This is a genomic window from Bradyrhizobium oropedii (genome assembly GCF_020889685.1).
GTDB classification, from domain to species: Bacteria; Pseudomonadota; Alphaproteobacteria; order Rhizobiales; family Xanthobacteraceae; genus Bradyrhizobium; species Bradyrhizobium oropedii.
This window is the reverse complement of record NZ_JACMYO010000088.1, coordinates 12,609-33,276: the sequence shown is the minus strand read 5'-3', so window position 1 is coordinate 33,276 and position 20,668 is coordinate 12,609. Positions and strand designations below refer to the sequence as shown.

At 65.4% G+C, this 20,668-nt stretch carries 21 protein-coding genes and 1 pseudogene; 13 read left to right on the top strand and 9 right to left on the bottom strand.

Features of this window, described 5'->3' with window-relative positions; genetic code table 11:
• Positions 1-186: hypothetical protein (locus tag H8A95_RS23745; RefSeq protein WP_229185281.1), on the bottom strand; the 186-nt coding region annotated here is incomplete at its 3' end.
• Here H8A95_RS23745 and H8A95_RS23740 point away from each other — a divergent pair.
• Positions 185-403, top strand: a pseudogene (locus H8A95_RS23740) (adenylate/guanylate cyclase domain-containing protein); the annotation flags it as partial. The gene H8A95_RS23745 and the pseudogene H8A95_RS23740 sit on opposite strands and share 2 nt — an antisense overlap.
• 157 nt (positions 404-560) lie before the next feature.
• Here the strand turns inward: H8A95_RS23740 and H8A95_RS23735 are convergent.
• Both H8A95_RS23735 and H8A95_RS23730 read right to left on the bottom strand, forming a co-directional pair.
• Complete coding sequence (locus tag H8A95_RS23735; RefSeq protein WP_229185280.1) at positions 561-770, bottom strand: hypothetical protein; 210 nt, start codon at positions 768-770, stop codon at positions 561-563.
• Positions 763-1,089 carry a hypothetical protein gene (locus H8A95_RS23730; RefSeq protein ID WP_229185279.1) on the bottom strand — a complete coding sequence of 109 codons (327 nt, stop codon included), beginning with the start codon at positions 1,087-1,089 and terminating at the stop codon, positions 763-765. Before H8A95_RS23730 ends, H8A95_RS23735 begins: the two co-directional genes overlap by 8 nt.
• Positions 1,090-1,367: 278 nt before the next feature.
• Between H8A95_RS23730 and H8A95_RS23725 the strand changes: the two genes are divergently transcribed.
• Both H8A95_RS23725 and H8A95_RS23720 read left to right on the top strand, forming a co-directional pair.
• The gene (locus H8A95_RS23725) at positions 1,368-1,577 is read left to right on the top strand and encodes a hypervirulence associated TUDOR domain-containing protein (RefSeq protein WP_229185278.1); all 210 of its coding nucleotides are present in this window, start codon (positions 1,368-1,370) and stop codon (positions 1,575-1,577) included.
• Positions 1,570-2,229, top strand: a complete 660-nt coding sequence (locus H8A95_RS23720; protein ID WP_229185277.1) for a DUF488 domain-containing protein — start codon at positions 1,570-1,572, stop codon at positions 2,227-2,229. Before H8A95_RS23725 ends, H8A95_RS23720 begins: the two co-directional genes overlap by 8 nt.
• 62 nt (positions 2,230-2,291) lie before the next feature.
• On the opposite strand, the gene H8A95_RS23715 is transcribed toward H8A95_RS23720, so the two are convergent.
• Positions 2,292-3,185, bottom strand: a complete 894-nt coding sequence (locus tag H8A95_RS23715) for a hypothetical protein (protein ID WP_229185276.1) — start codon at positions 3,183-3,185, stop codon at positions 2,292-2,294.
• A gap of 468 nt (positions 3,186-3,653) precedes the next feature.
• Here H8A95_RS23715 and H8A95_RS23710 point away from each other — a divergent pair, with 468 nt between their 5' ends.
• Positions 3,654-4,955 (top strand): PQQ-dependent sugar dehydrogenase, encoded by a 1,302-nt coding sequence (locus tag H8A95_RS23710; protein WP_229185275.1) that lies wholly within the window; start codon positions 3,654-3,656, stop codon positions 4,953-4,955.
• 141 nt (positions 4,956-5,096) lie between these two features.
• On the opposite strand, the gene H8A95_RS23705 is transcribed toward H8A95_RS23710, so the two are convergent.
• From H8A95_RS23705 to H8A95_RS23695, 3 genes are all read right to left on the bottom strand, one after another.
• Positions 5,097-5,360, bottom strand: a complete 264-nt coding sequence (locus H8A95_RS23705) for a hypothetical protein (protein WP_229185274.1) — start codon at positions 5,358-5,360, stop codon at positions 5,097-5,099.
• Positions 5,361-5,454: 94 nt separating this feature from the next.
• Positions 5,455-6,309, bottom strand: coding sequence for an alpha/beta fold hydrolase (locus H8A95_RS23700; protein ID WP_229185273.1), 855 nt, complete (start codon positions 6,307-6,309; stop codon positions 5,455-5,457).
• A 39-nt stretch (positions 6,310-6,348) separates the two neighbouring features.
• Positions 6,349-7,053 carry an alpha/beta fold hydrolase gene (locus tag H8A95_RS23695; protein WP_229185272.1) on the bottom strand — a complete coding sequence of 235 codons (705 nt, stop codon included), beginning with the start codon at positions 7,051-7,053 and terminating at the stop codon, positions 6,349-6,351.
• Between the two features lie 165 nt (positions 7,054-7,218).
• Here H8A95_RS23695 and H8A95_RS23690 point away from each other — a divergent pair, with 165 nt between their 5' ends.
• The 8 genes from H8A95_RS23690 to H8A95_RS23655 all read left to right on the top strand — a co-directional run bounded on the left by H8A95_RS23690 (position 7,219) and on the right by H8A95_RS23655 (position 15,642).
• On the top strand, positions 7,219-7,824 hold the full coding sequence (locus H8A95_RS23690; RefSeq protein WP_229185282.1) for a CGNR zinc finger domain-containing protein: 606 nt from the start codon (positions 7,219-7,221) through the stop codon (positions 7,822-7,824).
• A 210-nt stretch (positions 7,825-8,034) separates the two neighbouring features.
• Positions 8,035-8,565, top strand: a complete 531-nt coding sequence (locus tag H8A95_RS23685; protein ID WP_229185271.1) for an HAD hydrolase-like protein — start codon at positions 8,035-8,037, stop codon at positions 8,563-8,565.
• A gap of 213 nt (positions 8,566-8,778) precedes the next feature.
• Positions 8,779-9,126, top strand: coding sequence for a hypothetical protein (locus H8A95_RS23680; RefSeq protein ID WP_229185270.1), 348 nt, complete (start codon positions 8,779-8,781; stop codon positions 9,124-9,126).
• A 593-nt stretch (positions 9,127-9,719) separates the two neighbouring features.
• Complete coding sequence (locus H8A95_RS23675; protein ID WP_229185269.1) at positions 9,720-11,177, top strand: phenylacetate--CoA ligase family protein; 1,458 nt, start codon at positions 9,720-9,722, stop codon at positions 11,175-11,177.
• A 26-nt stretch (positions 11,178-11,203) separates the two neighbouring features.
• Positions 11,204-12,001: an ABC transporter permease gene (locus tag H8A95_RS23670; protein ID WP_229185268.1), complete on the top strand. Its 798-nt coding sequence runs from the start codon at positions 11,204-11,206 to the stop codon at positions 11,999-12,001.
• Between the two features lie 12 nt (positions 12,002-12,013).
• Positions 12,014-12,841 (top strand): ABC transporter ATP-binding protein, encoded by an 828-nt coding sequence (locus H8A95_RS23665; protein WP_229185267.1) that lies wholly within the window; start codon positions 12,014-12,016, stop codon positions 12,839-12,841.
• On the top strand, positions 12,841-13,434 hold the full coding sequence (locus H8A95_RS23660) for a GNAT family N-acetyltransferase (protein WP_229185266.1): 594 nt from the start codon (positions 12,841-12,843) through the stop codon (positions 13,432-13,434). The genes H8A95_RS23665 and H8A95_RS23660 overlap by 1 nt, the downstream gene beginning before the upstream one ends.
• Positions 13,435-13,590: 156 nt before the next feature.
• Positions 13,591-15,642: a DEAD/DEAH box helicase gene (locus H8A95_RS23655; protein WP_229185265.1), complete on the top strand. Its 2,052-nt coding sequence runs from the start codon at positions 13,591-13,593 to the stop codon at positions 15,640-15,642.
• Positions 15,643-15,826: 184 nt separating this feature from the next.
• Here H8A95_RS23655 and H8A95_RS23650 read toward each other — a convergent pair whose 3' ends face one another.
• Positions 15,827-17,320 carry a sensor domain-containing diguanylate cyclase gene (locus tag H8A95_RS23650; RefSeq protein WP_229185264.1) on the bottom strand — a complete coding sequence of 498 codons (1,494 nt, stop codon included), beginning with the start codon at positions 17,318-17,320 and terminating at the stop codon, positions 15,827-15,829.
• A gap of 121 nt (positions 17,321-17,441) precedes the next feature.
• Here H8A95_RS23650 and H8A95_RS23645 point away from each other — a divergent pair, with 121 nt between their 5' ends.
• Entirely contained in the window at positions 17,442-17,699 is a 258-nt protein-coding gene (locus H8A95_RS23645) for a DUF7662 domain-containing protein (RefSeq protein WP_229185263.1), read from the top strand.
• Between the two features lie 80 nt (positions 17,700-17,779).
• Here H8A95_RS23645 and H8A95_RS23640 read toward each other — a convergent pair whose 3' ends face one another.
• The gene (locus tag H8A95_RS23640; protein ID WP_229185262.1) at positions 17,780-20,656 is read right to left on the bottom strand and encodes an EAL domain-containing protein; all 2,877 of its coding nucleotides are present in this window, start codon (positions 20,654-20,656) and stop codon (positions 17,780-17,782) included.
• Positions 20,657-20,668 lie beyond the last annotated feature (12 nt).

Genomic DNA, 20,668 nt, shown 5'->3' with positions numbered 1-20,668 from the left:
TCCCGATTGCGATGCGCTGAGACCTTGACCGAGCTTTTCGGCGCCCTGCTGCAAGCGGCGGATCGGCACAACCGTGCGCCTGGCGCGAAGGCCGCCCATAATTGAGGCGAGCAGCGGTCCGAGACCAAGCAACGCACCGGTCTGGGCGAGGGACGCATAGACGGGCGCCAGCGCCTCCCTGGTCACCTCGCTTGTCGAGACGGTAGCACCGGAAGTGCTCGGTGAACTGCTCAATGAATATGTGGGCGGGATAACCGACACCGTGTTCGCGCATGAGGGCACGGTGGCAAAAGTGATCGGCGATGCAATCCAGGTACTGTTCAACGCGCCCGGCGACCAGCCGGATTATGCCCAGCGCGCGATCGCCTGCGCGCAGGAACTCGACGTCTGGGCGCAGGCGTTCCGCGAGTGCCGGTGCCGGTCGCAACGACGTGATGCCGGCTCCATTGGAGAGACCGGACACGATCCGTCTGACGCGCGGTTACGTCTGATCGAGTGTTCAAACCCCGCCGTCACTCCGTGATGCGCGAAAGGTCCGGACAGAGTTCAGGGTCCCGCGATCAGCTGCCCTTCTTCGTCGCCAGCTGCATCCTGGCGACCAGATTGGCCTTCTCGGAGAGCTGCTTCTTCGCCTCGAGCTGGTGCCTGCTGGTCAGCGCCGCCTTTTCCGCCAGCTGCCGCTTCGCCTCGAGCTGATGCTTGGCCACGGTATCCGCCTTCGCAGCCAGCTGCTTCTTCGCTTCGAGTTGCATCGATGCTGTATCAGCCATTTCCGCACTCCTCCGCCAGGCTTGAAATATGGGTTTTCACGAACGCGATCTCGTCTTCGCTCAATCCGGCGAGCAGCCGCTCTGCTGTCAGGTCGCTTGCGGTCAGCTCGCAGTCCTTGGTCAGGCTTGGGTCCTTTCCTTCAACGGCGAGATGCACCTGCTTCTCGAAGCCGGCCTGGCAAAGTTTGGAAAGGGCGCAGGTGATGCAGGGGCGGCGATCTCGCGACGCCCTCAGGTATCCATTCTCCGCAATGCGGAACTCGTCGAAATCAGGACCGTCATAGGGAAAATTCGGATCAACGTTATGGTGCAGCGGCATGGCCCCTCCACTTTTGATCGCATACGCAATCTACGTGTGTGTAGGATATAATACAACCTGAATCTTGGGCGCGGGCGCTCCGCGAAGCGCGAGCAGCGGGAACCTGCATCGGTTTCGGCGATTGCCACGAAGCCGGATATGTTGTGACGGTCAGGTCAGGCCCGATATGCTGCTTGCTGGGCATAAGGGACCTGGGTGCTCGACCAGGCCGGAGGTTGCGACATGGCCAGGAGAACGTGACCACGGGAGCGTGACCAAGAGATTATGAGCAGGAGATCATGAGCAGGAGATTCAAGGTCGGCGATCACGTCAGATGGAATTCCGAGGCCGGTCACGTCTCGGGCACCATCATCGCGGTTCACACCAGCGACTTCGACTACAAGGGGCACACCCACCGCGCCTCGGAGGCCGATCCGCAATACGAGATCAAGAGCGACAAGACCGATCATGTCGCGGCCCACAAGGGCAGCGCGCTCCATCATGGCTAGAGCGTTTTCGAGCGAAGTGGATACCGGTTCGCGTGAAGAAAACGCGTCAAAGCAAGAATCGAGAGCCCGTTCCGATTCCATCGGAACAGGCTCTAGCAAGGACGAGGCGCTTCCGTTCTTCACGATCGGTCATTCCAACCGCAGTCTCGCGGATTTCGTCGTCCTCCTCACCGCAGCCGGGATCGACCGCGTCGTCGACATCAGGACGGTGCCGCGGTCGCGGAGCAATCCGCAGTTCAACAAGGACACGCTCCCGGAGCCGCTGGCGGCCGCCGGCATCTCGTATGAGCATCTGGCCGATCTCGGCGGGCTCCGCGGCAAGGCGCGAGATGTGCCGGCTTCCGTCAATGGATTTTGGAGCAACGAGAGCTTTCACAACTACGCCGATTATGCGCTGTCCCCGCAGTTTCACGCGAGCCTGCAGCATCTGCGCGACGAGGGCCACCGGCAGCGCTGCGCGATCATGTGCTCGGAAGCGGTGTGGTGGCGCTGCCACCGCCGCATCGTCGCCGACTATCTGATCGCGTCCGGAGAGACCGTCGTTCACATCATGGGGGAAGGGCGTCTGGAGCCTGCCCGCCTCACCGAAGGCGCCGTCGCCCAGAGTGACGGAACGGTGGTCTATCCGGCTACGGACCAACTGGATCTATGAGCGGTGGCGAAGCTTGCGGCGCATGCCTCACTGCAAGCTTCCCTGCGCAACGCAACGCGCGATCAGGCCGCCTGCTTCGGCGTGCAGACGCCTGCCGGCACCGGCTCGGCGGGTAAAAGATTGGCGCCGGCGGCGCCCGCGATCGACATCGTGATCTCGTGGATGTCCTGCACCGATCGCTGCATCGAGAAGCGCGGATAGAGCTCGCGCATCGTGGTGGCGGTCGCCGCCTGCGCGCTTGCGGGATCGGCCAACACGGCCTCGACCGCGGCGGCGATGCTTGTCGCGTCCTGGCCGAAGCTGTAGCGGGCAAGATGCGGCATCTCGGCTGCCGAGAAGCGGTTGGCGTCGAACACCGGCACGGTGCCGGCGCCGAGCGCGAAGAACACCCGGTCATGCACCGACAGGTCGATGTTGGGATTGAGTGAGACCGCGGCGAGATAGCTGCCGAGGCCTTCGCGCATCGCATCGAAGGTCATCGCGCCGAGCACGCGGGCCGGACGCCCGCTGACGTCGAGATCGCTCCAGCCGCCGCCGATGAAGTCGACCGGATAATCGGCGAGCACTGCACCGACCTCGCGAGTGCGCACACCCCTTGTGTAGTTGTCGAGCCGGGTCAGGATCACGTTGAACAGGTCGCCGCCTGGCTTCAGGTAGACGAGATGCCGCTCGGCGACGTCGACGATGATCCTGGGAAACGCGCCGCAGGTCTTGCCTTGCGCCTCGGCGATCGCGTCGAACAGCAGCGCGAACAGTTTTGGCGGCATCGTCTTACGCCAGCCGCGCTCGAGGCCCAACGGATTCCGGCCGGACTTGGTGAAGATCAGCCGGCCGTTGCGCTGCTCCGGCGGCAGGCCGCAGAAGAAGCCGGGGTCGGGGATGCCCATATGGGTCGCGAACACGCTGCCATTGGCGCCCAGATGATCGCGGTTGAACGCGGCGTGGTCCGGAAACACGTAGCCATGCGCGGTATAGCGGCTCTCGAGCCCGTGACGCTTGGCGAAATAGCAGGGATGGGTAGATGCCGGTCAGCGTGCCGTTGTTGTTCCCTTCCGGACCGACGTGCCCTGCGTCGGTCGCCGCGGTCCGGGCTTGCGCCGTGAGATCGGCGTGCCGGCTCTGCCCGGTCGAATGCATCCGCTGGACCGCTATGCGTTTCCAGCTATAACGGCCCACGGCGAGCCGCGCCCAAGCTGGGCACTTTGTAAAAGGAAGCCCGCCGACCGGGGCGGGCAAGGTCTCAGGGAGGAAAACGCTCTGACAAGGGAGCGTGCGATCAGTCTCCCCGATTCGAGGGCGGCTGCGAAGATCGTATAACTACTGTCATCAGGGCCGGCATTATGCGAATGCTGCTGCGGGCCGCCGCGGCCGGCAAGGCACGTCAAGAAGGCGCAATATCAAGGCGCGAATAACAGGGGAAGTTCATGAGCACGTCTGGAGTTTTTGCCCGCGTCGTCGCGGCGATCGGGGCCGGTGCCGTGGCGTGGCGGCGGATGCAGGGCGCCGAGCCCGCGCCCGCCTGGGGCAGCGCGCCGCAGATTCCGGCGGCAAAGTCGCAGGGCGCGATCCCGACGCTGAAGATGCCGACCGCAAGGGGCTGGGACAAGGGCCAGCTCCCGACCGCAGCGCCCGGACTCAAGGTGAACGCCTTCGCGGCCGGGCTCGATCATCCGCGCTGGATCAACGTGCTGCCCAACGGCGACGTTCTGATCGCGGAGGCAACGCAGATCGCGGGTACACCGCGCAGCGTGTTCCACTATGCGATGCAGGCGACGATGCGGCGTGCCGCAGCGCTCGGCGTCAGTGCCAACCGCATCACGCTGCTGCGCGACCGCGACGGCGACGGCGTCGCCGAAGGCCGCGGTGCCTTTATGGAAGGATTGCGCCAGCCGTTCGGCATGGCGCTGATCGGCGATACCTTCTATGTCGGCAACACCGACGGCGTGGTCGCGTTTCCCTATACTGCGGGTGCCGATCGCATCACCGCAGAGGGGCGCAAGCTCGTCACCTTCAAGCCCGACGGGCACTGGACGCGCAGCCTGCTGCCGAGCGCCGACGGCAAGAAGCTCTATGCCGGCGTCGGCTCGCTCAGCAACATCGCCGAAGGCGGCTTCGAGGTCGAGCAAGGCCGCGCCGCCGTCTATGAGCTCGATCTCGTAGCCGGCACCAGCCGCATCTTCGCCGGCGGCCTGCGCAATCCGGTCGGGCTCGCATGGGAGCCGAACACGAATGTGCTGTGGACCGTCGTCAACGAGCGCGACGGCATCGGCGACGAGACGCCGCCGGACTATCTGACCTCGGTGCGCGACGGCGGCTTCTACGGCTGGCCCTATTGCTACTGGGGCAAGACGGTGGACGACCGCGTGCCGCAGGATCCAGCGATGGTCGCCAAGGCGATCCAGCCGGACTATGCGCTCGGCGGCCACACCGCCTCGCTCGGGCTGTGCTGGATGCCCAAGGGCACGTTGCCGGGTTTCCCCGACGGCATGGTGATCGGCCAGCACGGCTCGTGGAATCGCTCGACGCTGTCGGGCTACAGGGTGGTGTTCGTGCCGTTCGAGAACGGCCGTCCCTCGGGGCCGGCGCGCGACATCCTGTCGGGCTTCCTCGCGCCCGACGAGAAGGTCTCCTACGGCCGCCCGGTCGGCGTCGCGCTCGGCCCTGATGGTTCGCTGCTGGTCGCCGACGATGTCGGCAACGTGATCTGGCGCGTCACGGCGGCGTAGGCTGCAAACGAGCCCGAGCATTGCGAGACGAAGGAGGCCGCCAGCTGCAGCGGCCTTAGTGGATGGGTCCCGCTTGCTTGTTTGCGGCAGCCGGCTCGGCGCGCTTGCGAGCGCCGGCGGCGATCTTCCAGTCCGGTACTGCTAGTCGCAACGGCGGACCCTGCGGACCGAACCGTCGTCGCGCTCGATCGTAACGGTGCGGCATCCGCGATATCCGCGATCGTATCCGTAGGCGCGATAAGCGGGGCGATCGTAGTCTCGGTAGTAACGCGGCTCGGGACCCACCCTCACGCCGCCGAGCGGCGTATCGACCGCAACTTGAGCTGACGCAGGTGCGATGGAGATCGGCGTGGCGATAGCGAAACCGGCTACCGCCAATAAACCGGCCAATAACAGATTTCTCATGCGAGTTTCCTCCTGAGTTATTGCATCGCTTTTCCAACATTCCAGCCAGGGCAAGAGTTCCTCCGCCTTCGCGAAGGTCTTGCCGGCGCGCGCGTCAGCGGCTCAGGAACTCGCGGATGCTTTGCGCGATCTCGGCGGCATGCGTCTCCAGCGCGAAATGGCCGGTGTCGAAGAATTTGACGACGGCCTTCGGGTTGTCGCGCTTGAACGCCTCGGCACCCGGCGGCACGAAGAACGGGTCGTTCTTGCCCCACACCGCGAGGAACGGCGGCTGACGGGTGCGGAAGTAAGACTGGAAAGCCGGGTAAAGCGCGACGTTGCTCTTGTAGTCGCCGAACAGGTCGAGCTGCACGTCATGCGCGCCGGGACGGGCCATGTAGTAATTGTCGAGGTTCTGTCCGTCCGGCGACACGGCTTGCGGATCCGATGTGCCGTGGGTGTATTGCCAGCGCGTCGTCTCCGGCGTCAGGAAAGCGCGCAGCGCGTCGCGGTTCTCCTGCGAGGGATCCTGCCAATAGGCCTTGATCGGGGTCCAGCCGTCGCTGAGGCCTTCCTCATAGGCGTTGCCGTTCTGGGAGATGATCGCCGTGATCCGCTCCGGATGCTTGAGCGCGAGGCGGAAGCCGGTCGGCGCGCCATAGTCGAACACATAGACCGCGAAGCGATCCAAGCCGATCACCTCGGTGAAGCGATCGATCACGCCGGCGATGCCGTCGAAGGTGTAGTTGAACTTGTCGCGCGGCGGCATGTCGGACTGGCCGAAGCCGGGCAGGTCAGGCGCTACGATGTGGAATTTGTCCGAAAGCTGCGGGATCAGATCCCGGAACATGTGTCCCGCGCTCGGGAAGCCGTGCAGGAGCAGCAATTTCGGCGCGCCGGGCGAGCCGGCCTCGCGATAGAACACCTTGAAGCCGTCGACATCGGCGGTGCGATACTTGATCTCGGACATCTGTCGCTCCCTGTGGTCGTGGTGTGGTGGTGTTCGAGATCAGGACTTGGTTCGCGCGGAAACTGCGCTGACTGCTTCCCGAATGATGCCGGTGACGTGCGCCGGGGCTGTGACGATCGGCGTGTGATCGACCGGATGTGAACGCACGGTTGCCTGCATCCGCGCGGCCATGCTGCGCTGGGTCTCGGGCGCGATCATCCGATCCTCCTCGGCGACCAGGAACCAGCTCGGGACGTCCTTCCACTTCGGACGGCCGACCGGCACGGTGATGCAGGCCGGCGAAATCGGCCGCTGCACGGCAGCGAGCACGGCGAGGTCCTCGGCCCGCGCGCCCTGCGCGAACGCCGATGCGAAGGCGGACTCGGGCAGCCAGATCAGGCCGTTGGCGTCAGGTGCGAGCTTTGGCGCGAACGGATGTGGAGGCAGGCGATAGAATACGTCGGCGACGGTCTCGCCCTCGGCGGGCGCCAGCGCCGCGACATAGACCAGCGCCTTGACGCGCGGCGAGCGGGTCTCGGCGATCACGGCGCCGGCATAGGCATGGCCCACGAGCACGACCGGTCCGTCGACGCGATCCAGCGTGCGGTTCAGCGCGGCGACATCGTCCGCCAGCGATGTCAGCGGCAGCGGTGCCGCCACCGCGGTGATGCCTTCGGCGTCGAGCGCCGTGATCACCCGCGCCCAGCTCGACCCGTCGGCCCATGCGCCATGGGCAAGCACCACGCTGACATCCTTGTTCGACATTGGCCGCTCCCTGGTCTGCAGTAGTAACCTGTAAAATTCTATTTGACAGGTTATGGCCCTTATGATCCAGCGTTCGTAACTTGTCAACTGGCATTTAGGAGGTTATTTCCGACCAAGTCGAAAGAGCCGCCAGGAGGTCCAGCCGTGCAATCCCACCCGCCCGCGATGTTCATCGCCGATAGCCTGGGCCTTGATTTCATCAATTCGATCGCGACCCCGGTCGATACGCCGGTGGACTGGATCGCCGACGGCGACGGCCTGTTGCGCTGGCTCGCACAGGCGAAGCTGGTGCCGTCCGACGTGCTCGACGAGATCAAGGCCCGCGCGACGCAGGGCGAGCTCGATGAGGTCGCCGATCAGGCCCGCGATCTGCGCGAATGGTTCCGCGGCTTCGTGCGCAAGCATATGGGCCGGCCGCTGATGCCCCGGGCGCTCAGGGAATTGGAGCCGCTGAACCGGCTGCTCGAAAGCGATCAGGCGTTCAGCAGGATCGTGCCGCATCGCCACGACGGCCATGACGGTTTCGCGCTGGAGCGGACGCGGCGCTGGCGCTCGGCGGAATCATTGCTGCTGCCGGTCGGCGAAGCGATGGCGCAGGTCGTCTGCGAAGAAAGTTTTTCCGACATCAAGGCGTGCGAGGGCCCGGCCTGCACGCTGATGTTCGCCGATCACACGCGGGCGCGGGCGCGCCGGTGGTGCAGCATGGCGATCTGCGGCAATCGCGCCAAGCAGGCCGCGCACCGCAGCCGGATGAAGGACAGGGGAGCATGATCCGGAAAGGTGCGAAGCGGTTTTCCGAAGGGATCATGCTCAAAAGAAGAGACCAGCAGAAAGCCCAACCAGCAGGAGTCCAAGATGGCGCTTCCTCTGATCGTGTTCGACGTCAACGAAACCCTGCTCGACCTCGAGACCATGGAGCCGGTGTTCGCGCGCATCTTCAACGACAAGAGCGCGATGCGGCTGTGATTCGCGAACTTCATCATGTATTCGGCCGCGCTCACGGTGGCGGGCTGCTACGTTCCCTTCACCGATATCGGCGCCGCCGTCATGAAGATGCTGGCTGATACGCGCGGCATCGCGATCAACGAATCCGACAAGAAGGAGCTGACCGAGAAATTCTCCACCATGCCGCCGCACCAGGAGGTGCCGGCGGCGCTGCGCAAGCTGCGCGCGGCAGGCTTTCGCCTGTTCACGCTGACCGACAATCTCCTGGAAGTGCAGACCCGGCAGCTGACCAATGGCGGCATTGTCGACCTGTTCGAGCGGCGCTTCTCCGCCGATGGCGTCAAGCACCACAAGCGGTCGCGGCAGGCCTATGGCTATGTCGAGCAGGAACTCGGCGCAGAACCTTCGGAGTTCTGCCTGATCGCCTGCCACACCTGGGATACGTTGGGCGCGGTCGCCGCCGGCTGGGAAGCCGCGCTGATCAAGCGTCCCGGCAATGATCTGCTCGGCGTCGGTCCCCAGCGCAGGTCGTGGGCGATAATCTCGACGATGTCGCCAACCAGCTGATCCGGCGCCATGGCGCCAAAGGGTAACGGTCGCTGACAGATTTCGCGCCGGAGGAGGCCACAACCCCTCCGGGCCCGATAGCTCGGAAGCGCATAAAACCGGAATGAAATCCATAGCGCTTTTCAACCATGCCCCTTGAGCCTTCCTCAACTTCCCCGGCCGATGCTTTGCCCGCCGCACAGGATCGACAAAGGGATCGACAAGGAGCTGAGCATGCCGGCCAAGGGACGAGCGACTGCGACAAACGTCTCCGCGCAATCGCGCGAGGATATCCTTAACGCGCGGGCCATCAGCACGCTGGGCGCCGGCGTCGTCAACGCGATGAGCGCGGTCGGTGCCGCGGTCATCAAGAAGCACAAGCCGGTGCTCGGCAAGAGTCCGGACTGGTTCTGGCATATGTTTGCGAAATGCGAAGCCAAGGCCGCGCGCGTCGCCGAGCAGGCTGCGCGCGATCCGGAGGCCTGCGGCGACGCCACCTTCATCGAGGTCTACGCCGCGCAACTGCCGAAGCTGATGGCGTCCGCACTCGAGAGCCACGACAAGGCGCTCAAGGCGAAGTGACGTCGCGTCAGGAAGATGCGGACAACGGCGATCGTCCTGTTGGCGTTCCCGCGCGCTCCGCCACGCAGGGCAGCCATGCACCTGAAACCACAACCTGCCGCCGTTCGTAACCAACGGGTGGCGGAAGTCCGCGCTCGCGGGCTTCGGATTTTTCAATCCGGGACGGTCGATGGTGAAGCACCTTATTTCCGATGAAGAGAAGTGTGACGCGTGTAACGGGACTGGCTTTCCCAAGGTGAGGCAGCCGAGCGAGCCGGGACGGAAAATCTACCCGTTGCCTTGCAAGAAATGCGGCGGCAAGGGGCGGATCAAAAAGGCGACGTGGGGCAAGTCGTAGCGCAAGGCAATCAGTCTTGTAGGGCGGGTTAGCCAGCGGGTCCGCGCAAAGCGCGGCCCGATGACAGGCTCCGCGTAACCCGCCGCAGCGCCACGCCGATGGAGCTATGGCAGGTTACGGCTTCGCCTAACCCGCCCTACGTTGCCACTGTGCGCGGGTGCGGCTGCGTGTGACCGGCGTCACGGCAGCCACACGCGCCACGCGCCATTGATAGCGCCATGAACGGGCGGTCTTCCCGTCAATCATGGAGCTGAAGATGACGTCCACTCTTGCAATCAGCACTTCCGATGACGGCCTTGCTCTGGTGCCGGAGCACGATCAGGCGGCTGCGACCCTCGTGCCAACGGCTGGCGCGCCGCAGCGTCAGTTCTGGGAAACCGAGCACACCCGCCCGGATTTTCAGCCGTCCAGCGATGCCGCGCCGGAGCTGGTCGCGGCCACCGCGAACTATCTCGGCGAATGCATGCGGCATCCCTATCTGCCGGTGTCGGAAATCCGCGCGCGGCAGTTCGCCCGCATCAAGGAACTGGTCGAGCTCGCCTATCGCGACATCCCGGTCTACCGCGCCAAATATGATGCGGCGGGCTTCAAGCCCGAGCATCTGCGCGACTACGACGACATCCAGAAGATCCCTGTCATCACCAAGCCCGAGCTGGTCGCGGCCTTTCCGGATCAATGCGTCAACCGGAAGTACAAGCCGGAAAACCTGTTCCCGACCCGCTCATCCGGTTCGTCCGGCCAGACCCTCTTGATCCGCGTCGACTATGACGCCGTCATCACCGACACCATCCAGGGCGTCCGCCAGTTCGCGATGCAGAGCGGCGGCAATTACCGCGCGGAGGATCTGCTGGCGCATGTCTACACCGTGCCGTGGTGGTTCGATTCGATCGGCGGCGATTATCCGACCGCCTTCATCTCGAACCTGATCCCGCCGGCCCGCGTCGCCCAGCATCTGCGCTATCTCGGGCCGAAGATCCTGTCGCTCTATCCGTCGAGCCTGGACGCGCTGATGCCGCATGTCGACGAGTTCCGTTCGTCGCTCAATCTCGCGGTGACGCATTCGGAATATTCCTCGCGCGCCGCCCGGCAGGAATGGTCGCGCCAACTCGGCGTGCCCGTGCTCGACGAATATTCCTCCGAGGAGGCGACGCGGATCGCGCTCGAGATGCCCGACGGCCAGTATCACGTCTGCGAGGACACGGTACATCTCGATGTGCTCGACCCCGTCACGATGGAGCCGCAAGCGCCCGGCCAGTCCGGCATCGCCGTGATCACCAACCTGCTCAACGAAGCGATGCCGTTCATCCGCTACGTGCAGGGCGACTACATCACCCAGCCGGCGAATCCTGCGCCGTCTGATATCAACTGGTCGCAGATCGCCAGCATCGACGGAAGGCTCAACGACGCCTTCGTCAACCGCGACGGCCGCAAGGTGCCGGCCGGCAGCATCTTGGATGCGACCTATCGCTGGATGTTCGACTGCAACCTGCATCTGGCGCAGTTCGAGATCGTGCAGCGCGGCGTCGACCTGGTCGAGGCGCGCGTCGTGCTCGGCCAGGACGTGCCGATGTCGCGTCTGCACGGCTCGGTCGCGCATCTGGAGGATCTGCTCGCGGCCTGCCTCGAGCATCCGGTCCGGGTTCAGGCCCACGCGCTGCTGGCATTTCCGCCCAAGGTCGGCAAGCGCCGCCCGATCCGCCGCGAGATCGATTGATCCCGGCGAGAGGAGGAGTGCGTGCCATGCCACAGTCACTGAACCGCATCGCCGCCATGACGGCGCGCTATTACTACATCCTGCGCTCGTCATGGCTGCGGCTGCTCGAGATCGTCTATTGGCCGGCGATGCAGATGATGGTGTGGGGTTTCCTCTACACCTACCTCTATGACAGCAAGTCGGCGATGGCGTCCACCGCCGGCCTGCTGCTCGGCGCCGTCCTGCTCTGGGACGTGCTGTTTCGCGGCCAGCTCGGCTTCACCTTCACCTTCCTGGAGGAGATCTGGTCGCGCAACCTCGCCAATCTGATGATGAGCCCGCTGCAGCCTCTTGAACTCGCGGCCTCGCTGATGCTGATGAGCCTGATCCGCCTCGTGATCGGCACGCTGCCGGTGCTGCTGCTGACATGGCTGCTGTTCGGCTTCAATGTCTATGCGATGGGGCCGGGGTTGATCGCGTTCTTCCTCAACCTCGTGCTGACCAGTTGGGCGATCGGGCTTGTCGTCGCCGGCCTAGTGATCCGCCAGGGCTTTGGCGCGGAAAGCCTCGCCTACTCGATCATGATCGTGCTGCTGCCGCTGTGCTGCGTCTACTATCCGGTCGCGGCACTGCCGGTCTGGCTGCATCCGGTCGCCTGGTCGCTGACGCCGACCTATGTGTTCGAGGGCATGCGCGCCGTGCTGCTCGACGGCACCTTCCGCGTTGACCTGATGATTGAATGCCTCGCACTCAATGCCGTCTATCTCGGCATTGGCTTCACCACATTCGTAACTCTGCTGCAGAGCGCCCGCCACAAGGGCGGCCTGCTCACCATGGGCGAGTAAGGGGAGAGATCCATGAGCCGCATCGAACATTTCCTGGCCCGCAAACATCTGACACCGGTGTCGCCAGGCACCACACCGACGCAGGGCAATGCGCCTGATCGCCTCGACGTCGATGACGCACCGGCGATCGCGGTCGAGAGCCTCTGCAAGCAGTACCGCACCCATTGGGCGGTCGACGAGGTCAACTTCATCGTGCCGAAGGGCTGGACCGTCGGCCTGCTCGGCGGCAACGGCGCCGGCAAGACCACCACCATCTCCATGATCATGGGCCTGGTGGTGCCAAGCTTCGGCCGCGCCATGGTGCTGGGCCACGACATGGCGACCGAGCGCCATAAAGTTCTCAGCCGGATGAATTTTGAAAGTCCCTATGTCGCGCTGCCGGGACGGCTCACCGTGCGCCAGAATCTGACGGTGTTCGGCCGGCTCTACGGCGTCGCCAATCTCAAGACGCGGATCGAAGAACTGATCGAGGATTTCGAGCTCGGCGACGTGCTCGATCGCGTCACCGGCCGGCTCTCGGCCGGCCAGAAGACCCGCGTCGCGGTGGCGAAGGCACTGATCAACGATCCCGACGTGCTGCTGCTCGACGAGCCGACGGCATCGCTCGATCCTGATCGTGCCGAGTGGGTCCGCAGCCGGTTGCGCGGCTATCAAAAGCGCCGCGGAGCCACCATCCTGCTGTCCTCGCACAACATGACCGAGGTCGAGCAGCTCTGCGATTTCGTCGTGATCATGAGCCACGGCCGCGTCGTTGCGATGGGGCGCCCGCAAGAGCTGGCCGAGCGCTTCAAGTGCCGGGATCTCGACGAGGTCTTCATCTATCTGGCGAGGGTCGCGTGATGTCCTCATCTGGTTCTCCGAACGACAAGCCGGTTGCGATCCGTCAGGAACGCCGTTCGGACGTGGCGGCGCGAGACGGTCTGCTCGACGCTGCATTCGGTCCTGGCCGTTTCGCCAAGACCTCGGAGCGGCTGCGCGAGGGCCGCAAACCTGCGCGCGGCCTCGCGTTTGTCGCGCGCCGTGGCGGCTGCCTGGTCGGTACGTTACGGCTATGGCCGGTCGTGACCGGCACCGGTCACACCTGCCTGCTGCTCGGTCCGCTTGCGGTCGCCGAGGATGCCCGATGTCTGGGCATCGGCGCCGCGCTGATGGGACAGGCGCTGGCGCGGGCGCGGCAGCTCGGCCACCGCGCCGTCATCCTGGTCGGCGACGCCGCCTATTATGAGCGGTTCGGTTTCTCGGCCCAGAAAACCGCTGCGTTCCGCATGCCCGGTCCATATGAACGCGACCGCCTGCTGGCCGTTGAGCTGGTGCCGGGCGCGCTGCGAGGGGCGGGCGGCCTGATTGCCGCGGCCGACCCGCGGCCGTCGCGGTTGTCCGGATTGATGGACCGGATCGCCGGCCCCCCGGCCCCGATCGGACAACCGGCCTGATCCGGCACCTTTTTACGCCATGGGGGCATGGCGATTTGGTCGGTCTTGGCGTAAAGCAGCCCAAATCGTCATGCGGCTGTGCCGCCTGCCGGGTACGCAGCTTCAGGTCGTCCCGCTCGACGTTCTGCGCCCGGACCAATCAAGGTTTCCCATCTCGTGCCCTTTCCGACCACAAGTTCGCCGCTCGCCCGCGCCCTGGCTGAGCGCAACTACGAACAACCCACCCCCGTCCAGCTCGCCGTGCTCGCGGACGATGCCGTTGGCCGCGACCTGCTGGTTTCGGCCCAAACCGGCTCGGGCAAGACCGTTGCCTACGGATTGGCCATGGCAAAGGACCTGCTCGGTGACGCCGAGCGGTTCGAGCCGGCCGCCGCACCGCTGGCGCTGATCGTCGCGCCGACGCGCGAGCTCGCCTTGCAGGTTCAGCGCGAGCTCGCATGGCTTTATGAACATGCTGACGCCCGCGTCGTCTCCTGTGTCGGCGGCATGGACCCGCGGCGCGAGCAGCGCGAGCTTGCGGCGGGCGCCCACATCGTGGTCGGCACGCCCGGCCGGCTGTGCGACCATTTGCGCCGCGGCCGTCTCGATATTTCGGGATTGCGCGTCGTCGTGCTCGACGAGGCCGATGAGATGCTCAATCTCGGCTTCCGCGAGGACATGGAATTCATCCTCGAGACCACGCCGGACACGCGCCGCACCCTGCTGTTCTCGGCGACGTTTCCGCGCGGCATCGTCGCGCTGGCCAAGCAGTATCAGCAGCAGGCGTTCCGGATCGAGGTCGCGGGCGACGAAGGCGGCCATGCCGATATCGAGTACCGCGCCATCCGGGTCGCCGCCGACGATGTCGAGCACGCGGTCGTCAACGTGCTGCGCTTCCATGAGGCGCCGAGCGCGCTGGTGTTCTGCAATACCCGCGAAGCCGTCCGGCATTTGCAGGCGGCGCTGCTGGAGCGTGGGTTCTCGGTGGCCGCGCTTTCGGGCGAGATGACCCAGAACGAGCGGACCCAGGCGTTGCAGGCGCTGCGCGACGGACGGTCCCGGGTTTGCGTCGCGACCGACGTGGCGGCGCGCGGCATCGATTTGCCGAGCCTCGATCTCGTCATTCACGCGGATCTGCCGAAAGACCCGGAGGTGATGCAGCATCGCTCGGGCCGCACCGGCCGTGCCGGCCGCAAGGGCGTCAGCATCCTGCTGGTGCCGCCGGCGCGACGACGGCGTGCCGAATTGCTGCTCGATCTGGCCGGCATCGATATTGTCTGGGGCACCGCGCCGCAAGCGGACGAGATCCGCAAGCTCGACCATGAGCGCCTGCTCAAGGATGCGGTGTTCGCCGAGGAAGCGACATCAGACGATCTGGTGCTTGCGCAGGCCTTGCTCGCCGAACGCTCGCCCGAGGTGATTGCCGCGGCATTGGCCCGGCTCTATCGCGCGCGGCTGCCGTCGCCCGAAGACATTCTCGATCCCGGCGAGGGACGCGGCCGCGACCGCGGCGAGCGCGCCTCGCGCCGCGAGGAGCGTGCTGTCGGGCCGCGAGCGAAGACCGGGAAGTCTCCGCGCCACGGCATGGAGGAGGCGACCGTCTGGTTCCGCGCCGCGATCGGGCGCCGGAAGAACGCCGAAGCGCGCTGGCTGCTGCCGATGATCTGCCGCCGTGGCGGCATCGACAAGCGCGACATCGGCGCCATCAAGGTCATGGACACGACCACCGAGTTCGAGATCGCCGCGCGGGTTGCGGACTCCTTCGCCACGAAGATCAAGCGTCCGGACAAGGAAGACAGCATCCGCATCGAGCCGCTGGCCGACGCTCCGCAGGTTCAGGCGCCATCGGAGAAACCGGCACGCAAGCCCAGGCACGATGCGTGGCGTGACAAGGACGACGGCGGGCACCGCGCGCCGCGCAGTGACGAGCCGCGTGACGAGGCGGCCGCAAAGCGCCGCGGCAAGCCGGACCGGGAGGCGAGAGCATTTTCGCGCGAAGCGGGCGGCGGCTCGCGTGAAGACTACGCGTCGAGACAGGAATCCAGAGCGCCGTCCCGATTCGATCGCGATGGAAAAGGCTCAAGGCCGACATCCGGCGACGAGCCAAGGTTCGGCAAGAAAAAGAAACATCGGGGCAAGTCCGGTCACGCCGGAATCACGCAGTGGCCGGACGTGTCGGCTGCGAAACCGAAGTTCGGCAAGAAGCCAAAGAAGAAGCGGCGCGGCTGAGCTGGCGTGCGGATGTAAGAGACTCGGCGCTGCAACAATCTCGCCGTCGTCCCGGCGAAGGCCGGGACCCATTACCCCGAATGCTCATTGTTGTGCGACGCTGAAGCCACAGCTTGCTTCAACAATGAAAGCCTGTGGTTATGGGTCCCTGCTTTCGCAGGGACGACGAGGCGAGAGTTATGTCCTACGCCACCAGGGCGATCTTCGGCACGGTGGCGAGCACCGACTGGTTGCGGCCGCTGGCCTTGGCGGCGTAGAGCGCCTTGTCGGCGGCTTCGATCAGGTCGGACCATTGCTGGCCTGCAAGCGGCCGCATGCTGGCGACGCCGATGCTCACCGTCGTGATCAGCTCGCCCTCGCACCATTGCTGGACCTTGTTGCGGATGGACTCCGCCAGCATGAAGGCCTCGAGCGCGGTCATGTTGGGCAGCAGCACCGCAAATTCCTCGCCGCCGAACCGTGCCGGGCAATCCCCGGCGCGGCGCACGGCGTCCGAAATGCAGATCGCGATTCCGACCAGCACCTGGTCGCCGGCCTGATGCCCATAGGTGTCGTTGTAGGCCTTGAAATGATCGGCATCGATCATCAACAGCGCGACCGGTTGGCCGTGCCGGCTGGCTCGGCGCCACTCGCGCTCGATCTCGCCGTCGAACTTGCGCCGGTTCTTCAGGCCGGTGAGGGCGTCGGTGGTTGCGAGTTCCTCGAGCTTGTCCTCGGCGTCGGCGCGGCGGACGATCTCGCGGGCAAGCACCAAGGTTGCGCTGAGCACGAACAGGATCAGCAGCGCCATGATCACACCGATCCGGATCGCTTCGGTGCGCCAGAGGTTGAACACGGCTTCGAGCGGCTTGCCGACCACGACGTAAAGCGGCCCGGCACCGCTGCGCCTGACATAGAGCCGCGGCGTGTCGTCGACCGGTCCTTTGCCCGAGAAGGCGCCGCCCACCTTCAGGTTCTCGGCCTTCCAGGCCAGCTCCTCCGCCAGGTTCTTGCCGATCACGTCGAGATCGAACGGCGTCCGCATGATGATGGTGCGGTCGTTGCGCAGCACGGTGATGGTATCGCCCGGCACGAGGTTCAGCCGTCCGAACAGATCATGGAAATAGCTGAAGCGGATCGAGCCGACCACGACACCGAGAAAGCGGCCGTCGTCGCCGACGATACGCCGGCTCAGCACGATGGCGTAGGCGCCGCGATGCAGCATCGGCCGGCTGATATACAGGCCGGTGTCGGGGTGGTCGCGCTGGATGGTGAAATAGTCCTCGTCGCTGCGGTTCTCCGGCCGCGGATCAAGGCTGGCGGCGTCGATGGTGAGATTGCCCTCGGTATCGAACACCTGGATCGCGCCGAAATGCTGTGCGGTCGACGCGTGATCGAACAGGATCAGCTGGCGCAGCTCCTTGCTGACGCTGCGGATCTCCGGCATTTCCAGATTGCTGGCGACCGCGCGCAGCGACAGGTCGTAGAGCTCGATGTTGCGGCTGATGTCGGCCTCGATGCCTGACGCCAGATTCTCCAGGGTCCGGCGCGCCAGTTGCTCCTCGCCGCGGCGCATGTCGAGCATCACGCCGGTGCAGACTGCGGAGAAGCCGAGGACGGTCGCGACCGACGAGGCGATCAGCAGCTTTGCCGATAGCCGCCAGCGCCGCCTTGCGTCCTTTCCCCGTCGAAACAGCATGTCCCGCTCCAAAGCGCCGTCATGCATTGGGAAATCTTGTTGTCGCCTTAAATGGCGACAGCGGCCGCCGAATGGGTTAACGGGTGGTTGCCGAACCTCATCTATTGCCATCGAGGACGTTGTGAACGACTACGACCCGCTGCGGGATTACCTGAAGAAGCAGCATCTGCCCGAATTCGTGCTGACCTTCGACGAGATCGAGGCGATCATCGATGCGGCGCTGCCGCGCGCCGCGCACCGCGCGTCGTGGTGGGAAACCCAGCGCAGTCCGCAGGAGAAGATGCCGCAGCGCGAGGCCTGTCTCGAGGCCGGCTACATCGCTACCCGCCAGGCCGACGGCAAGAGCGTCAAGTTCAAGAAAATGCCGAAGCCGCGTTAGCGCATGGTCCGGAAAAGTGCGAAGCGGTTTTCCGAATAGATCATGCGCAAAACAAACGGCTCAAGCGCTCTCGTCGCGCTTTAGCTCGCGGCTTCCAGCCGTTCCTCGGTGAGCAGCCGCGTGGCGGCGTCGGCGTCCATCGGCTCGCCGAAGGCGAAGCCCTGGGCGTATTCGCAGCCGAGCTGGTAGAGCTCGACGGCATCCGAATCCGTCTCGGCGCCTTCCGCGACCACGTCCATGCCGAGATCGTGCGCCAGCGCGATGATCGATTTCAGGATCACCGGGCGGGTGCCGCGGCTCGTGGTGCGGACGAAGGACTGGTCAATCTTGATGGTGTCGAACGGGAACCGCTGCAGATAGGACAGCGAGGAGTGCCCGGTGCCGAAATCGTCGAGCGACAGCCCGGTGCCGAGCTCGCGGATCCGCGCCAGCATCTGGGCGGCGTGCTCCGGATTTTCCATCACGAGCGATTCCGTCAGCTCCAGCTTCAGCGTGCCGCGCGCCACCGAGGAGCGCGACAGCACGGTGCGGATGTCGTGGATCAGATCGTGGCGCAGCAACTGCCGCGACGATACGTTGACCGACGCGAAGATCGGCTCGCGCGCGCGCATCGCGCGCTGCCACACCGCGAGCTGGCGCGCGGTCTGGTCCATCACGAACATGCCGAGATCGACGATCAGGCCGGTCTCCTCGGCGACGTTGATGAACTCCGACGGCGACATCCGGCCGAGCTTGGGGTGATCCCAGCGCGCCAATGCCTCGAAGCCGGCGATCGCGCGATCTTCCAACCGCACGATCGGCTGGTACAGGATCGTGATTTCCTGTCGCTCGATGGCGCGGCGCAGGTCGCTCTCCAAGGTCAGGCGGTCGGTCTTCCGCGCCCGCATCGCCGGCTTGTAGACGTCGATGCGGTCGCCGCCGATCCGCTTCGAATGATACATCGCCAGCTCGGCGTCCTTGATGATCTCGTCGGTCAGCGGCGCGGCCGGATCGGACAGCGCGAGGCCAATCGAGGCGGTCAGGAAGATCTCGCGGTCGTTGAAGGCGATCGGCGCGCGGATGGTCTTGCGGATGGTCTCGGCGAAATTGGTGATCCGCGCCGGGTCCTGCTCCGACAGCAGGATCAGGCCGAACTGGTCGCCGGCCATCCGCGCCAGCGTGTCCTGCGGCTTGAGGATGCGCGTGAGACGCCGCGCCAGCGTCAGCAGGATGGAATCGCCGACCGCGATGCCGACGGAATCGTTGACCTGCTTGAAGCGGTCGAGATCGATCACCATCAGGGTCGGCCGCAGGTTCGGCATGGTCTTGGCGAGGTTCGCCACCGCGCTGAGGCGATCCATGAACAGCTTGCGGTTGGGCAGGCCGGTCAGATTGTCGTGCACGGAGTCATGAAGCATCCGCTCTTCGGAGTTCTTGAACTCGGTGACGTCGGTCAGCGTGCCGACCACGCGCGAGACCTCGCCGTCGGAGCCGACCACGGGCCGCGCCTTCAGCGCGAACCACATGAAGTGGCCGTCGGGCGTGCGCAGGCGGAAATCCTGCACCAGGCGGCCGCGGCGCTGGTCGAGCACGCTGTCGAGCGCGGCGCGGAAGCGGTCCTGGTCGAGCGGGTGCAGCACCTCGAGCCATTTCGCCGCCGGGCCTTCCAGCGTGCCGCGCTTCAGCCCGAGCAGGGCCTCGGTCTCGGGGCTGGTGAACACCTTGTCGGCGGAGACGTCCCAGTCCCAGATCAGATCGCCGGAGCCGGTCAGTGCGAGGGCGCGGCGCTCGACATCGGAGACGACGCCGGTGGTGGCGCCGCCGCCGGCGAAGGCGTGCTGCATCACCGTAAAGCCAATGAGCATCACGATCAGCACCAGGCCGCCGAGCAGCGCGGGACCGACGATGTCGTTGGTGACGGAGCCGGCAACGGTCATGCCGGCCGCGACCACCCAGACCACCAGCAGGAACCAGGTCGGGATCAACAGCACCGCGCGGTCGAAGCCGTGGGTCGAGAGATAGACGATCAGCGCGAAGCCGGCGAAGGCGATCATGACCAGCGACATCCGCGCGATGCCGGAGGCGACCGCCGGATCGAACAGCGCCAGCGCCACCAGCGAGCCGAGGAAGACCAGCCAGCCGATCGTGATGTGCGAGTAGCGGACGTGCCATCGACTGAGATTGAGGTACGCGAACAGGAACACCAGCAGCGTCGCCGCGAGGATCGCCTCGCCCGCCGCGCGCCAGACGCGTTCGGCGTTGTTCGACATGTCGAGCACCTTGCCCCAGAAGCCGAAGTCGACGCCGATATAGACCAGCACCGCCCAGGCCAGCGCTGCAGCGGCCGGGAACATGATGCTGCCCTTGACCACAAACAAAATCGTGAGCACGAGCGCGAGCAGGCCCGAGATGCCGATCACGATGCCCTGATACAGCGTGAACGAGTTGACCTTGTCCTTGTAGGCGTCGGGTTCCCACAGATAGAGCTGCGGCAGCTTGTCAGTGCGTAGTTCCGCGACATAGGTGACGACGGCACCGGGATCCAGCGTGATGCGGAACACGTCGGCGGTCGGGCTTTCCTGCCGCTCGGGACGATCGCCGACCGACGGCGTGATGGTCGCGATGCGCGACAGGCCGAGGTCAGGCCACAACAGGCCCGAAGACACAATGCGATAGTGCGGCGCGACGATCAGGCGGTCGAGCTGGTCGTCGGTGTTGTTCGCGAGTGCGAACACCACCCAGTTCTGGCCGCCTTCGCGGGCGCGAACCTCGATGCGGCGCACGATGCCGTCGGTTCCGGGAGCGGTGGAGACCTGGATGCGGTCCGTTTCACTGCGCTGATGGTCGAGAACCGCCGTCAAATCGATCGCGGGCGCATCGCTGCGCACGCTGACCGCGTCGATCGCATACGCGGCAGGCGCAGCGGCAAACATCATGAGGCCCAGCGCCAGCAGCGCAAGGCACCTGATCAGACGCAATGTCAGTACTCC